Below are 13,060 nucleotides of genomic sequence, written 5' to 3'. Positions count from 1 at the left end.
GCTAAGTTTCCGATCGGTAGCGATCCGACCGTGTTGATGTCCGCGCGGTCCGGGTCGCCAGGCCGACTCGCGAGAGGATTCCCATGACCGCGCTGTTCTCGGTTGACGGCAAGACGGTCCTGGTCACCGGCGGATCGCGGGGGATCGGGCTGATGATCGCCCGAGGCTTCGTCGAGGCCGGGGCGGAGGTCATCATCTCCTCCCGGAAGGCGGAGGTGTGCCGGGCGGTGGCCGAGGAGCTGTCCGCCCACGGCAGGTGTACGGCGATCCCCGCCGACCTGAGCAACGACGAGGGGGCGCAGGCCCTGGCCCAGGCGGTACGCCAGCGGGTCGACCGACTCGACGTGCTGGTCAACAACGCCGGAGCGACCTGGGGTGCACCACTGGAGGAGTACCCGCAGAGCGCCTTCGACAAGCTCTGGGCGGTCAACGTCAAGGCCGTGTTCCGGCTGACCACCGCACTGCTGCCGGCCCTGCGGGCCGCCGCCACGGACGACGACCCGGCCCGTGTGATCAACATCGGCTCGATCGACGGCCTGCGGGTGCCCTCGATGGAGGTGTACGCCTACTCGGCCACCAAGGCCGCGGTCCACATGCTGACCCGCAGCCTGGCCCACCAGTTGGCCGAGGAACGGATCACCGTCAACGCGATCGCCCCCGGCCCCTTCGAGAGCAAGATGATGGCCTTCGCCCTGGAGGACCCGGGGTCGCGGGCCGCCATCGAGGCGCAGGTGCCACTGGGACGAATCGGTCGACCGGAGGACATGGCGGGCACCGCGATCTACCTGGCCTCCCGGGCCGGCGCGTACCTGACCGGTGCGGTGATCCCGGTCGACGGGGGCATCACCAGCCACGGCTGAGGGACTGCACGGGTCGGGTGGGTGAAGGCGGGAGGCTGTCCGCGTACCGCCGGACATGCCAGGGCCGCGCGGACCCGGAAGGTCTGCGCGGCCCTGGTTCCGGTCGTGGTCAGCGCCCGGCGAGCAGCCGGTTGACCGCCGTGTCGACATCCAGGTGCTCGGCCTCCCGGCCGCGCGGAACGACGACATAGGTACGCCGCAGGAACCGCACCAGTACGCTGCGCGGCACCTCGAACAGGGCGTTGCCGTCCGGCGACGACAGCGCCAGCGCGACGAAGTCGCCGCGCGGAGTGGCCCAGGGCCAGACCCGGACATCCCCGATGCCGGCCGGTTCGTCCAGGCCGGTGACCAGCAACTCGCGGGCGAACGACCAACTCACCGCCTCGCCACCGGCCGATTCGGCATGGAACAGGACATGGACCGCATACGGGTCAGCAGGGTCGTAGCGCAGACTGGCACGCACCGGCAAGGCGGTGGCGTCAGGCGCGACTAGCCTTAGCGACGTCTCGACCTCAACGGTCGTCGGTCGGATGACACTCATGGACGTTCTCCCCCCGGCACCGCGTGCGGAACGCGCGTGTCCCGCTTTTCCCATACTCAGCCGCTACTCCTGGCTACGCTCCGCCATACGCTGACTTCACCCAGTGGTGGGAAGGGGGTCGGAAAGGCCACGAGAATGTGAAAATTCATCTAGGATTTCCGGTTCTGCCCAGTGCGTAGATCCCGCCCGGCATCGGGTGGTTCAGTCGTCGACTTACTCCGGTAACGTCCAGTCGGCCGTTGCAGTGACGGGCGCGCGCGACACTGGGGTCAGGAAATGGTCGTTGAGCGATCCTCAGTGGATCCCTCGGCGCGGCGGATCCGTCGAACGTCGCGGTCCGCGAGACGAACAGCGGGGGTACGGGGTGCCGAAAATGCAGGGGGGCCAGCGCGATCGGTCGACAGCCAGTGATCGGACCGGTCGTAACGCGGGGCACTACGCCAACGGGCCTGGTCCCGCCCGACGGGGCAACCCTCAGCTCAGGCAGGATGACCGGGGGCCGACGGGCCGGGCCGCGAGCAGTGAGGAGAGGGACGTCACCGTGTCGGACCGACGTGACCCACCCCGCTGGCGGGGCCGAGTCTCCACCACCCTCGCACTGATCCGAGCCAACCCCACCGGCCGACTGGCCCTGCGGATCATCATCGCGGTCCTCGGCGCCCTCGTCGTCGCCGTCGGAGTCATGCTCATCCCGCTCCCCGGCCCCGGCTGGCTGATCGTGATCGCCGGCCTCGGCATCTGGGCCGTCGAGTTCCACTGGGCCAAACGACTGCTCGCCTTCACCCGCCGCCACGTCCACGGCTGGGCCAACTGGGTGAAACGCCAGTCACTGCCCGTACGCGCCGCCCTCGGTGCGGTCGGCCTGCTCTTCGTCGCCGGGGTGGCCCTGATCTCGATCAAGCTGAGCCTCGACATCGACGTGATCGCCCAGGTCCTGCACTACTTCGCGACCCACTGACCCCGGGTTCGCGGTCCGGTCGCGCGATCGGGTAGAGTCATGCGCGCTGAGGGCGATTAGCTCAGCGGGAGAGCGCTTCGTTCACACCGAAGAGGTCACTGGTTCGATCCCAGTATCGCCCACGCACTAAAAAGGCCACCTTCCATCGATGAAGGTGGCCTTTTTGCTGCCCGTACAGCAGCGAAGTACAGCAGTTCGTCATCGCGTCAGGGATTCGCCGAGGCGCTTGAGCGCGTCTCTCGTCGCCTGCGAGGACACCTGGGTGTAGATCTCCATCGTCACCGAGAAGCGGGCGTGCCGGAGGATCTGCATGGCGACTCGTGGGTGGACGTCGAGGTCGGCCAGGAGGGTGGCGCAGGTCCGTCGCGCGTCGTGGACGGTGATCGGCTTCGTTGCCGCCTTGTCGCAGCGGATCTGCCAGGAGCGCTGGAAGTTACGCGGCTCGATGGGCGTGCCGTAGCGGGTGGTGAACACCAGGTCGTTGTCGTGCCACGCCTTACCGGCGGCTGCTCGGGCCTCGTCGCGTTGGTGCTTGCGCAGTCGGAGTGCGGTCAGGCAGATGTCGGGCAGGGGGAGGGTGGCGTCGGACGCCTGGGTCTTGGTGTCGCGGTGCAGGAGCTTTCCGCGTACGCGTTGCAGTTGCCGGCCGATGGTCAGTTCCCCGGCGTCGAGGTCGATGTCGGCCCAGGTGAGGCCGAGGGCTTCGCCTTTGCGTAGGCCGGTGACGAGGACCAGGGCATATGCGGCGTAGAGCGGATCGGCGTCGGCTCTGGCGGATTCCAGGAACCGGCGTGCCTCGTCGCTGGACCAGGACTTGCCGCGGCGACGGCGGACGGTGGCGAGGGTGACCGGCACGGCCGGGTTGCGGGTGATGAGGTCTTCGGCCTGGGCGTGGGTGAGGGCGGCCCGCAGCGCGGCCCGAATGTCGCTGACCGTGCGCGTCGACGGGACCGCCTGGCAGCACCGGCCGACCGCGCAGCAGCGCCGCTTCTCCTGACGGCGGGCGGCGTCCTTGCCCTGGGCGCAGCACTGGCAGGTACGGGCCACCTGGTTCAGCCAGGTCTGCACATCGCGCGCCTGGAGCCGGTCGAGCCGTTTGGACCCGAGGCCGGGGGAGAGGTAGCGGCGGACGAACGTCTCGTAGGTGGCGAAGGTGAGCGGCGCCCGGTTCGGCTCGATGATCTCGGTCAACCAGTAGGCCAGGAAGCTGCCGACCGTGGGAACGCTGGTCGCCACCGGTCCGGCCTTGGCCTGCTGGTGCAGTTTGATCCACTTGTCGTGGACGGCGTCGCGGGTCTTGCCGTAGACGTACTTGCGGGTCCGCTTCCCGTCCGGCTTGGTGACCCAGACGTACGCGGCGAAGCCGTTGCGGTACGGGAAGATCGAGCCTTCCCCGTTGGCGCGGGAACGTCCGGGCATCAGGCGGCCTCCTGCCGGTCGACCTGCTCGCGGATGTAGTCGTCGACCCATTCGGGGAGGATGCGGCGGTACTTGCCGTCCTTGATGGAGCGCAGTTCGCCGGTGGCGATCTTCATCTTGACCTTGGAGATGCCGAAGCCGAGCAGGACAGCGACCTCGGCGGGGGAGTACCAGCGCGGGTGGAGGTCATGGCTCACGCGGCGGCCCCGTTGAGCCGGGCTCCGTGGGCGAGTTCTTCCCGACCGATGCGTTTGCTTTTCCGTCGCTGGGCGGCGGCGGTGTTGGCCAAAAGTGCATCACCTTCGCTAAGCCAGCCGGACCCGACGTAGACGAGGGTGCCGATGGTGTCGGTGTCGGTGTCGTCGTTGTCTTCGGTGCGGCGGTAGGTGGCGCGGGTATCGCGGAGCAGGCGGAAGGTGACCGAGTAGCGGCGGGCCTTGGTGAGGAAGTGGCCGCCGAAGCCGAGCATGTGCGCCCAACGGCGCAGCCCGGCGTAGGGGCGAGGTTTGGCGTCAAGGCTGCCTTGACGGTCCTCGTCGGTTGCGGCGCCGCTGGCGGTATCAGTGCCGGTGGGCCGGCCGAGGTGCCAGCAGGCGTCGATGAGGCGGGCGAGGTGGTCGCCTCCTGGGTCGGCATAGCCGTCGATCGTGGCGGGGGTGAGTCGGGTGGAGCAGTGGCCGGTGGCTTCGGTGGCCTTGGTGGCGTACTTGGCCAGGTAGGCGGCGACCTTGCCGTCGGTCAGCTCGCCCCCGGCGCTATTGATTCGGCGAACGTCGACCGCTCGCCCCAGGCGACCAGCCCGCCTTCGGGCCGGTCTGGGTGCGGGGGCGTGGTGACGGTGATTCGCGAGGCGGCGACGCGGACCGCGTCTTCCAGGTCGTCAATGGTGATGCCGGCTGGCGGCGGCACGAGAGCGTCCGGGTTGTCCAGGTCGACGCTGTCGAGGCGCAGCAGCACGTGGAAGTGCACGGCGGCCCGGCGTTGCATCTCGGCGACCTTGCCGTGCGACACCCGCACGGGCGGCACCCAGCGGATCTTTCCGGAGGCGGTAACGACCCGGACGAAGGGGATGCCGCGCTTGCGGCAGAGGGCGGCGAGGCGGCGTTCGATGGCCTGCTTGGTGCGTCGCCACAGCTCGCCGGAGAAGTAGTTCCAGACGACCCTGGTAGAAGAGGTGTGTGAGACGACTGGATCCGCCGCAGCCCTTGTCAGATGCGATAAATCGGAGGCCCCAGCTGCTTGGGTGCGATGTCGAGATAGACCTTGTATGACCCTCCGCCGCCCGAGAATAGCCACCGCTGCCCGAACGGATTGTCATAAGGGAAATTGGCCTGAATGCCCTCTGTCTCACCCCTAAAGTCCGGCATGTTCCGCACCCCGCGCAGCCAGTCCATCAGCCAGCTTCCGTCGACTTTCCATGTCTTTGTCTCGATGAGGTCGTCGGTGAGCTCCTCGGCAACCTTCTCCAGTGCCTTTTTGCCCAGTAGCTCCACTGTCTTGTACTTCTCGACCTGCGCCTTTGCGTCACCGGCCGTCATCGTAAAGTCGTGGTCCAGAGCGCTGACAACCTCTCCTACGACGGCCGCAGCCTCGGCTGGCCCGCCCGACTCCTCGTCGTAGATGGCGATGCTGATCCATAACCCGTGTGCGGTAATCGGTACGTCCTGGGCTATTACCCTCTCGGTCAGGATTAGGCGTTTTGGCTTGACATCTTGGACAGTCTCCGAGCGCCATGTTTGGATCGCCCTACCATCCGATCGAAACGTGCCTCGGATGTCGGGTGCAACGGCGACGACGTAGATCTCGTCCGCCGCCTCTTTGAACAACCCACCAGGATCTTCGGTGCCAAAGCACCTCACGCAGGCTAGGGTGATATCGGCAGCGTACAGTGCGTCCGCCTGTACCTCGGCCACTGGTTCGTGCCATTGTCCGTGATGTTTGGGGCGCACGCCACCTGATGGGGCCGGCTCAAGTTCCGCTGCCGATTCTGGGGCCATCAGCTGCCCGTATGTGCAGCGCTGGACCCAGACCTGCTGCTCGTCATCGTACTGTGGGGGACCATCCAGGTCCCCGAGCAACTCGCGTCGCGGATCCAACTCGAAGAAAGTCTGCATTCCTGCCCGACGCGCCTCAAACTGGCGCGTTTCTTCGGCGCGACGCTCACGCTCCTCGTCGGTCATGACGACGTCCTCCAGCCACTCCTGCTTGCGCTGAGCGATCAGTTCCTGCTGGATGCCTTCACCACCCTGCGTCATACCGCGCACGACGTCAATGTCTCTGTCGCCCACACCCTTCTCCCTTCCTGAGGTATGACAACAAATCTGGCTTTGTGGTTTGTGACCGGAGTTACCCCAATTCCGGGCATCCTGGCCGTTCGCTCGTGAAGCCCAGCGAACCCCTTGTCCAAGCGCAGCGGGTTGTTCGTCGCATCGCCCCGGGCCTACAGTCCTCAGCGTCACATGGTCAAGTCAAGAGTTTGCCGCGATGACGTCAATGCCGCCGACGGAATTCCACGCGACGGCGCTCGCGACACTCGCTGACCTGGGTTTGGCACCTCGGCTCTGGGCTCGTGCAAGATCGTTTAATGCTCTCTTGCCCGTCGGCGCAAAGGAGGCATTGCGAATCTGGGCACTGCCAACGCTCCGGCCTGGAGCCTCAGCGCGAAACCCGTCCGCGCATCTGGGCCAACTGACAAGATCCGGAACATTTACGAAATGATCGAGCGCCACGTCGGCAAGCCGTCGGGAGTGTGCGCTGGTAGGGGAAAGGTTTGCGCAACAAGCGCTACACCCTTCCTAAACCGTGTGCGCGGGGCTGGTGACAGCAGCGCCGACAGCAACGAACCGGAACACGACAGCCGCCAATGGTGGCACGCGGACGAGCGCCCGAGGTGGCGGACGTCGGCATACGCTGCCGGACAGCGCGCCCAGAACTTACAAGCGAGGGGTCTAGGCCGAGCAGGGTTGGGTGTAAGAGGCTACTCGGCGACGAAGACGCCTACGCCTGGCAAGGTCTCGGTCATTCCCTTGATCCGTAGTACCTGCATGGCGCGGTCGATCACCGGCTCGGTGACTTCGTAGTGCTTGATCAGCTCTCGGCGGCTGGGCAGCTTGGAGCCTGGTGGGAACTCGCCGGATGCGATGCGTTCGGCGAGGTCGTCGGCGATCTGCTCGTATCGGTAACGCGGTGGCACTTGGTTCTCCTCGGTTGGCAACACGAGTAGACCACCTACGTCAGCCCCTGTCTACCCAACGCTACCCATGGGAGGCTGGCGAGGAGGTCGATTCCCTCGGTTGGCGCTGTTTGGCCGTCCTCGCCGACGTGGATGTCCGGCGCATTCCCCCGCGTTCGGACATCCACGTCTTCAAGCGGCTACGGCAACAAGGAGGTGGCAGTGCTCCCTTCGACAGGGCCGAAAGGAACGATCATGGGTCGGGCGAGCAACGAGCCGGTCAATCGGGTCACCTACGGCGAATACGTCCTAGCTGTCGCGCTGACCCTCGCCCGCCGACACCGGCCAGTGTGGTCTTGGCAGCGCTGGCGGCGCATCTGCCGGTGCGGAGCCGAACTGCCGTGTCGTGCTCGACATCGCATTCCGATCAATCGTGGTCACTGGCCTGGGGAGGGTGAGCAGTGACCGGCGGGCCGGAACGGACGATCCTCGCGGTACACGTGCGGGGGCTCGACGGCATGTGTGCCGGTTGTCGGGCGTGGTGGTCGCGGCTGGTGCCGTACCCGTGCTGGCAGGTGGAGCGGGCGACCAGTCGGCAGGCCCGCGCGAGCGTGGTCCAGTTTCTGGGCGGTGTGCGGTGACGACTCACGGCCCGGTGATGCCGATCTGGAACTGCGGCGGCTGCGGCCTTCCCTGGCCGTGTCCGACGCGGCGGCGTGAGCTGCGCGCGGAGTACGCCGGCGCGCCGGTGTCGCTGGCTCTCTATCTCGGTGTCTGTCTCGTGCAGGCCGCCGAGGATATGCCCTGGGCGTCGGCCGGTGCGCTGCATCGGCGCTTCATCGGTTGGGCGAGGCAGCCGTCGGAAGTACAGCAGCGAAGTACAGCAACCGTGCCAGCCGGACCCGACCGGCAGGAGCGCCACCAGGCCGGATGACCTCGCACGGCACCCCATTCGACCGGCCTGCCGAGAGTTCACACCGAAGAGGTCATTGGTTCGATCCCAGTATCGCCCACCACGAATAAGCAGCAGAGGCACCCTCGAAAGAGGGTGCCTCTCTTGCGAACTGCATCGACGGACATGGTCATGAGTCACCTATGCGTCAGCAAACGCGTCGCGGATGGGTTGATCTCTCCTGTCCGACCGGTGGGTGTAGAGGTTGAGCATCGTCGACGGCTTCTCGTGGCCCATCAAGGCCTGGACGTCGTTTGCCGGGTTCACGAGTGCCGGTCAGGGCAGGTGCGTGTCGTGGTTGGCCTTGGTCGACTCGGAGCTTTCTGTGATCCGTTGCTGAATTTGGCCTGTACTAGATCAAGCGCGCTCCGCGCGGCGCGGGCCGGGCGCGGTAACCGGCTCCTGACGGAGCCGCCGCCCCGCCCGCCTTCGGCGGCGGGGCGGTAAGTCAGCCGGCCCGAAACCCACGCCCGCCCCGCGCGTCACCCGTGGTTCCGTGAAGGGAACCGGTGACGAGTCCCGGAGGTCGACCGGGACCAGGACGACAACGTCCTACCTCACATCACACACTCAGCCTCACGACAGGGAACCACGGACCGGTCGACGGCCGGGCCGGGCGAGTTGCCGAACGGAATCACGCCGACCGCTCACGGGTCCGAGGTGGGGAAGAGGAGAGGGTGGGAAAGAGGGCGGTGGGTAGGGCAGGGGTTGGGGTTAAAGCTTGTGCCTCCGGCGGGGCCAGACGACTCCAGGATGGAGTTGCCGAACGGTTCCGGTGGGTGGGTGGTAGTGGTTGAGGGATGCCATCCCGTCCACCGCCGACCCAGGCGAGCCGAGCGGGCCAGGGCCAGGGTGCCAAGGTCGTCTGGTAGGGGCGCTCCACCTTGTCACCCTGGCCCTGGCCCGCTCCACCAAGGTGTGGGTCGGCGGCATCGGGATGGCATCGGAATCGGTGGCGCTCTGCGGCGAAAGCGACATCCGACAACTGATTACCACTCCACGTAGTCCTCGTCGACAGGTCGTAACAGCTTTTGTCGGGGCGGGACGCTAATCAGCGTGTGCGCCCGGCCGGCTAGCATGTCCCGCATCCGGGACTCTTCTTCGCTGGTTGCGACCAGGACTTGCAGTCCGGGGCCTGCAACCTCGGTTAGATGGCGAATGAAGGACGCAAAGTCTGGATATTCAACCTCCTGCTGGCGGGGCTCATCAAGCGCCAAGAACCCAAGATGGTTCGTTTCATATGAGCGCCCGAGTACAGCCAGTGATAGTAGATACGCCCAGATTGAGCGGATCATATCACTAGCCGAGAGATCGAAACCCAAATCGAAGCCGTCATGCGTCGGCCGGTACGTCTCCTCGGAAATTCTGATATCCGACGGTCTAAGCGACCGAAATCCGTAAAGGCCCAACTGGCTCCGGAAGCTGGATGCCAACTCGGTGATTTTGGCCTTATCGGTCGGGCTAAGGCGCTCCCTGCCAATTTCAGCCAGAAGGCGGCGATTCGACGCCCACTGCGTCGCGATCCCTCGCAATACGCCCTCTACGCCCTCCATTTCACTTCGAAGCTTCTCAAGCGCCTGAAGTTGGGCTTCAAGGCGGATCCTAGCAGCAATGTCAGCAGGAGAAGGAGTAGACGATGGCGCTACAAGGCTATCTTTGATGTCACGAATCCGCGCCCTCGTTCCCGTAGCCGACTGACGCAGAGTTTGCACCCGGACGCGCAGCGCATCGGTCAGGCGGTGGGCATCCTGCTGCATCGCCTTAAAGCTGCGCACTTCTTGTTCGATGAAGGAAATGTTCTGCTCTTCCGACATTGGATTTTCGGTGACGTCAAATCCGTCAGGAAGGAATTGGTGACAGGTTGGGCAGTGAGGTTCCGCATCGAAAACCCGAAGATTGCGAGACCCAAGATCACGCAATACCACTGCATCCTTATGGCGCTGCAGGTCTTCCATTAAGGCCGACAGCCGAACACTCAAGCTACTGGCCCTAGCCTGCGAGTCCTCGTACTCTTTGAGAGCTTCGGATAGAGCAACAGTTATGACGGTCAGGTCGGACTGAGCGGATTCAAGGCTCCGCTCTAAGTCCTCTTGATCTTCTAACACCGTTCGAAGCGGCATCGCTGATGCCGCGGCAAGCTCCGATCTGAGGCGCCGGATCCCCTCGTCCAGATCTATCCACTTGTTCCCAGAGGGCATGAGCAGGTCAAAGGTTACGAGATCAGGATCAATTGGCGGTCGGGTGCCAAGTCCTCTAAGCACAACTGAGGCTGCTGCAGCAGAGGCGTTGACCCGCTCAACGTGACGCCGCCATTCCGACTCGATGTTTGCCGCTTCCGATTCGAGGCGCTGCCGCTGAAGAACTAGGCCGTAGGCGTCCAAGTCCAGAACGAATTCGGCGGATCGCCGAACGACATCTCTAATTCCGAAGTAGGTAGGAATTCGCGCCTGCAAGCCGAGCCAGCCATGCTTTTGCTCTACGAAAAAGTACGGGAACAGACACTCTAGGTAAAGAAGTCCCTCGCTACCGTCCGTGCGAGTGACACGTGGCAGTTGCCAGCCAATGAAGTCCGCAAGCCATCTATGAAATCCTGCCTCATTCTGCGCTGCGCCTCTGCGTCTGACGAAATAGTCACGCCGTTGCCCGATTCCGTCACCCGTCAGGCCCCTGCCCATCAGTACCTTCACCAGACCGTTGCTTGAGTCCCGCGCCTTCACCGCACGTTCGACAGTCGCAATGTCGCCTCGCCCGTTCTGAATCTCTAGGCGGACGAGAGACCGCCTTACATCGAGCCGCTTCCCAGCCAGCTCGATTGAGTCCGTCATGGCGTGGGGTAGGGGGACTTCTCGCCGTGGGCTCAACATGCCCTCAAGGCCAAGGCCATATAAGAGCGCCTGGAGGCAGGTCGATTTTCCGCTTGAGTTGTCTGCCCTTACGACATTAAGGCCCTGTTCGAGAGTGATGTCGGCGCCGAAGACGGGCCCAGGCGTCTCCGCTCTAAGCTGAAGCGCGTTAACTTGAAGCAATTTACACCTCCAGCACTTCGCGGACGGATTTCTGAGATATTGCCCGCGGGAGCCCCGACAAGAAGGCCTTCTCGCGTTGCATGACCATTTGGTTGCTCTTAATTTTTGCGGCGAGTTCAAGTCCATCGCCTGTCAACGAGACCGACGGACCTTTCCAAGCAGCAAGACCGCAAGCGACAGCCAGCCCAATTGTTCGCGACATTGCGGGATCGTAACGGATCACCGGGTCATCCGGCGCTTTCGACCCGTTGAACCATCGGATTGCCATACGCGCCAATTCTTCAGACCTGATGGCCGAAGTCAGGAAATGTATCTGCTCGAGATTGGCTGTTTTGCCGCGTGACCTATCTAGGACGAGGACCAGTGCGGACAAGCGCCAACTTAGCCGTAGGTCTCCGGGAATGGGATCAGGTCGAGGAGTGAAGCGCACTATCCCCTCAGCGCCCGCAAATGCCTCTTCAAGAATACCCACGGTCACACCCCTGCGCCCTCAAAGTCGAGCGGGCACCGAATCAACCAATCCCCGACCGCCCCCCATGCCAGGGTTGTTGCTGCATCCGCATCAAGAAGTGGAACACCCTGGGAAAGCTTTTTCTCTAGATCCCGCACAATTTGAACAATAAGCCGTCCTGTGTGAGGTTCACCAGAAGACAGATACTCCATATTGAGCCGTCGCTCGGTGCGGGTCACAGTACGTGAGGCATCTTCCCACTGATCCGGGTAACGCTCTCGGAGCTTCTGTAGATAGTTTTCGGAGTCTAGGTAGTGCGCGATCACTTCGCCCACGTAGCGATCGCGATGGTTGTCGACGGGAAAGAGTGGCGATAGCTTTCTATCTACCGTCTGGCGCATCTCTGTATTTTCGTCCAGCCAGTCCCTCAAGCCGTCCTCAGTGGTGGGAGGCACGGAGATCAGCTCTTTCGGGCGCCCCAGCAGAAGGCTCCTAGCTTCTTTAAAGGCGTCGTCAGTCACGACTCGGACCCGGAAGCCGCTGTCAAGAAAGGGCAAGCCCGCGTCCAGGTATTCGGCAGCCTTCTGCTGCGCATGCAAGACGAGCTCTTTTGAGTCGAAGTACGGCACGAGGAAGAAGTAGCAATTGAGCTTCACATTGCCCAGAAGCCTCTCATAGTCCTTCTTCTTGGTGATGAGCTTTTTCATATCACGCGTAAGCTTGTCCCGCTGATTCTCATAGCGGTCAGCCACGCTGGCAGGCTCTTCGGCCGCATAACACTGAAAGGCGTGCCCACTAAAGGTGAACGCCTCGATGCCCATATCGCCGCCGTGGCGAGCGGGCATTTCCTGCAGCTGATCGGCGCCGTAAGCGAGACGGAGGAGCTGAAGGCACCATCGTTCCCAGTCATTCGGATCCCAGGCCACTGGAGTGGTCACGCGCTCTCCCGCAAGCTCAGCATGGACTTGTAAGGGGCATAAGAGCGTTCGACCCTAACTGGTCCAAGTCCATTAGGGAACCTTTTTGTCGGCTTGCCGTCGGTCGCAAGCTTGGAGTGGCCCCGACGGTGAGCAACTCCCTGACGATAAAGATCAAGGTGGTGCCAGGGCACGAGGGCGTCTACAGGGCGTCAAGCGACGACCGATGATGGCTGCGACGCCCATAGACGGCCAGGCATGCAGCGAGGCTCCCAGCCTTGATCGATGCTGCGCCCTGGTGGGGGGAGTGTGTCGTTTTCCGTGTTTGACCGTCGGTGTGATCGAGGTTGTTAGATGGTGATCCGGTCGCCGTAGGCGAGGATCAGGGCGTTGAGGGCCTTGGCCCAACCGTAGACCCGCCCGGTGATACTGCCGCCTCCCTTGCGTTTCTGTTGGACGACGAGGTATAGGACCTTCATCGCGGCCTGCTCGGTCGGGAAGTGCCCGCGCCGGCGGGCGGCTTGGCGGAACCGGGCGTTGAGGGACTCGATGATGTTGGTGGTGTAGAGGACCTTGCGGACCTCGTGGTCGTAGTCGAGGAACGGCACGAACTGCGGCCAGGAGGTCCGCCACAGTTTGATGACGGCCGGGTACTGGTCGCCGAACTCGTGTCAAGCCCCGGGTTTGATGGACAGTTGGTTAGCTGGTTTTCAGGGGTGCGGTGACCGGGTGGGTCATCGCGTGTAGGGCCTCGTGTTCGGCGG

Annotated in this window: 10 protein-coding genes, 1 tRNA gene and 3 pseudogenes; 4 read left to right on the top strand and 10 right to left on the bottom strand. The window is 64.0% G+C overall.

The annotated features are described in order from the left end of the window. The first annotated feature begins 83 nt into the window (after positions 1-83). Positions 84-860: a glucose 1-dehydrogenase gene (locus ABZ795_RS16980; RefSeq protein WP_357531032.1), complete on the top strand. Its 777-nt coding sequence runs from the start codon at positions 84-86 to the stop codon at positions 858-860. Positions 861-969: 109 nt separating this feature from the next. Here the strand turns inward: ABZ795_RS16980 and ABZ795_RS16975 are convergent, their stop codons facing one another. After that, complete coding sequence (locus ABZ795_RS16975) at positions 970-1,401, bottom strand: SsgA family sporulation/cell division regulator (RefSeq protein WP_007457244.1); 432 nt, start codon at positions 1,399-1,401, stop codon at positions 970-972. A gap of 541 nt (positions 1,402-1,942) precedes the next feature. On the opposite strand from ABZ795_RS16975, the gene ABZ795_RS16970 reads away from it, so the two are divergent. Next, positions 1,943-2,359 carry a TIGR02611 family protein gene (locus tag ABZ795_RS16970; protein WP_357531031.1) on the top strand — a complete coding sequence of 139 codons (417 nt, stop codon included), beginning with the start codon at positions 1,943-1,945 and terminating at the stop codon, positions 2,357-2,359. Positions 2,360-2,409: 50 nt separating this feature from the next. Next, a tRNA-Val gene (locus ABZ795_RS16965) sits at positions 2,410-2,481 on the top strand. Positions 2,482-2,557: 76 nt separating this feature from the next. Here ABZ795_RS16965 and ABZ795_RS16960 read toward each other — a convergent pair. The 5 genes and pseudogenes from ABZ795_RS16960 to ABZ795_RS16940 form a co-directional block, all read right to left on the bottom strand. Next, positions 2,558-3,778 carry a tyrosine-type recombinase/integrase gene (locus tag ABZ795_RS16960; protein WP_357531030.1) on the bottom strand — a complete coding sequence of 407 codons (1,221 nt, stop codon included), beginning with the start codon at positions 3,776-3,778 and terminating at the stop codon, positions 2,558-2,560. Further along, positions 3,778-3,975 (bottom strand): excisionase family DNA-binding protein, encoded by a 198-nt coding sequence (locus tag ABZ795_RS16955; protein ID WP_357531029.1) that lies wholly within the window; start codon positions 3,973-3,975, stop codon positions 3,778-3,780. Before ABZ795_RS16955 ends, ABZ795_RS16960 begins: the two co-directional genes overlap by 1 nt. Then, a pseudogene (locus ABZ795_RS16950) lies at positions 3,972-4,942 on the bottom strand (replication initiator); the annotation flags it as partial. The pseudogene ABZ795_RS16950 and the gene ABZ795_RS16955, both read right to left, overlap by 4 nt. A gap of 44 nt (positions 4,943-4,986) precedes the next feature. Further along, the gene (locus ABZ795_RS16945; RefSeq protein ID WP_357531028.1) at positions 4,987-6,066 is read right to left on the bottom strand and encodes a hypothetical protein; all 1,080 of its coding nucleotides are present in this window, start codon (positions 6,064-6,066) and stop codon (positions 4,987-4,989) included. A gap of 689 nt (positions 6,067-6,755) precedes the next feature. Then, on the bottom strand, positions 6,756-6,971 hold the full coding sequence (locus tag ABZ795_RS16940; protein WP_357531027.1) for a winged helix-turn-helix domain-containing protein: 216 nt from the start codon (positions 6,969-6,971) through the stop codon (positions 6,756-6,758). Between the two features lie 281 nt (positions 6,972-7,252). On the opposite strand from ABZ795_RS16940, the pseudogene ABZ795_RS16935 reads away from it, so the two are divergent. Continuing rightward, a pseudogene (locus ABZ795_RS16935) lies at positions 7,253-7,591 on the top strand (hypothetical protein). A 1,300-nt stretch (positions 7,592-8,891) separates the two neighbouring features. On the opposite strand, the gene ABZ795_RS16930 reads toward ABZ795_RS16935, so the two are convergent. From ABZ795_RS16930 to ABZ795_RS16915, 4 genes and pseudogenes are all read right to left on the bottom strand, one after another. Next, entirely contained in the window at positions 8,892-10,727 is a 1,836-nt protein-coding gene (locus ABZ795_RS16930; protein ID WP_357531026.1) for a hypothetical protein, read from the bottom strand. Between the two features lie 202 nt (positions 10,728-10,929). After that, positions 10,930-11,400 carry a hypothetical protein gene (locus tag ABZ795_RS16925; RefSeq protein ID WP_357531025.1) on the bottom strand — a complete coding sequence of 157 codons (471 nt, stop codon included), beginning with the start codon at positions 11,398-11,400 and terminating at the stop codon, positions 10,930-10,932. 2 nt (positions 11,401-11,402) lie between these two features. Next, positions 11,403-12,317 (bottom strand): hypothetical protein, encoded by a 915-nt coding sequence (locus ABZ795_RS16920; protein WP_357531024.1) that lies wholly within the window; start codon positions 12,315-12,317, stop codon positions 11,403-11,405. Positions 12,318-12,646: 329 nt separating this feature from the next. Next, a pseudogene (locus ABZ795_RS16915) lies at positions 12,647-12,964 on the bottom strand (transposase); the annotation flags it as partial. Between the last annotated feature and the right edge of the window lie 96 nt (positions 12,965-13,060).

It is taken from the genome of Micromonospora sp. NPDC047134, from assembly GCF_040643455.1.
Lineage (GTDB): Bacteria > Actinomycetota > Actinomycetes > Mycobacteriales > Micromonosporaceae > Micromonospora.
The sequence above is the reverse complement of the archived record's forward strand: the minus strand, read 5'-3'. Positions and strand labels throughout refer to the sequence as shown.

What these genes read in the sequence shown, in the direction of transcription:
- ABZ795_RS16980 (WP_357531032.1), top strand. Translation starts at nt 84, where the DNA reads ATGACCGCGCTGTTCTCGGTTGACGGCAAGACGGTCCTGGTCACCGGC.
- ABZ795_RS16975 (WP_007457244.1), bottom strand. Translation starts at nt 1,401, where the DNA reads ATGAGTGTCATCCGACCGACGACCGTTGAGGTCGAGACGTCGCTAAGG.
- ABZ795_RS16960 (WP_357531030.1), bottom strand. Translation starts at nt 3,778, where the DNA reads ATGCCCGGACGTTCCCGCGCCAACGGGGAAGGCTCGATCTTCCCGTAC.
- ABZ795_RS16930 (WP_357531026.1), bottom strand. Translation starts at nt 10,727, where the DNA reads ATGACGGACTCAATCGAGCTGGCTGGGAAGCGGCTCGATGTAAGGCGG.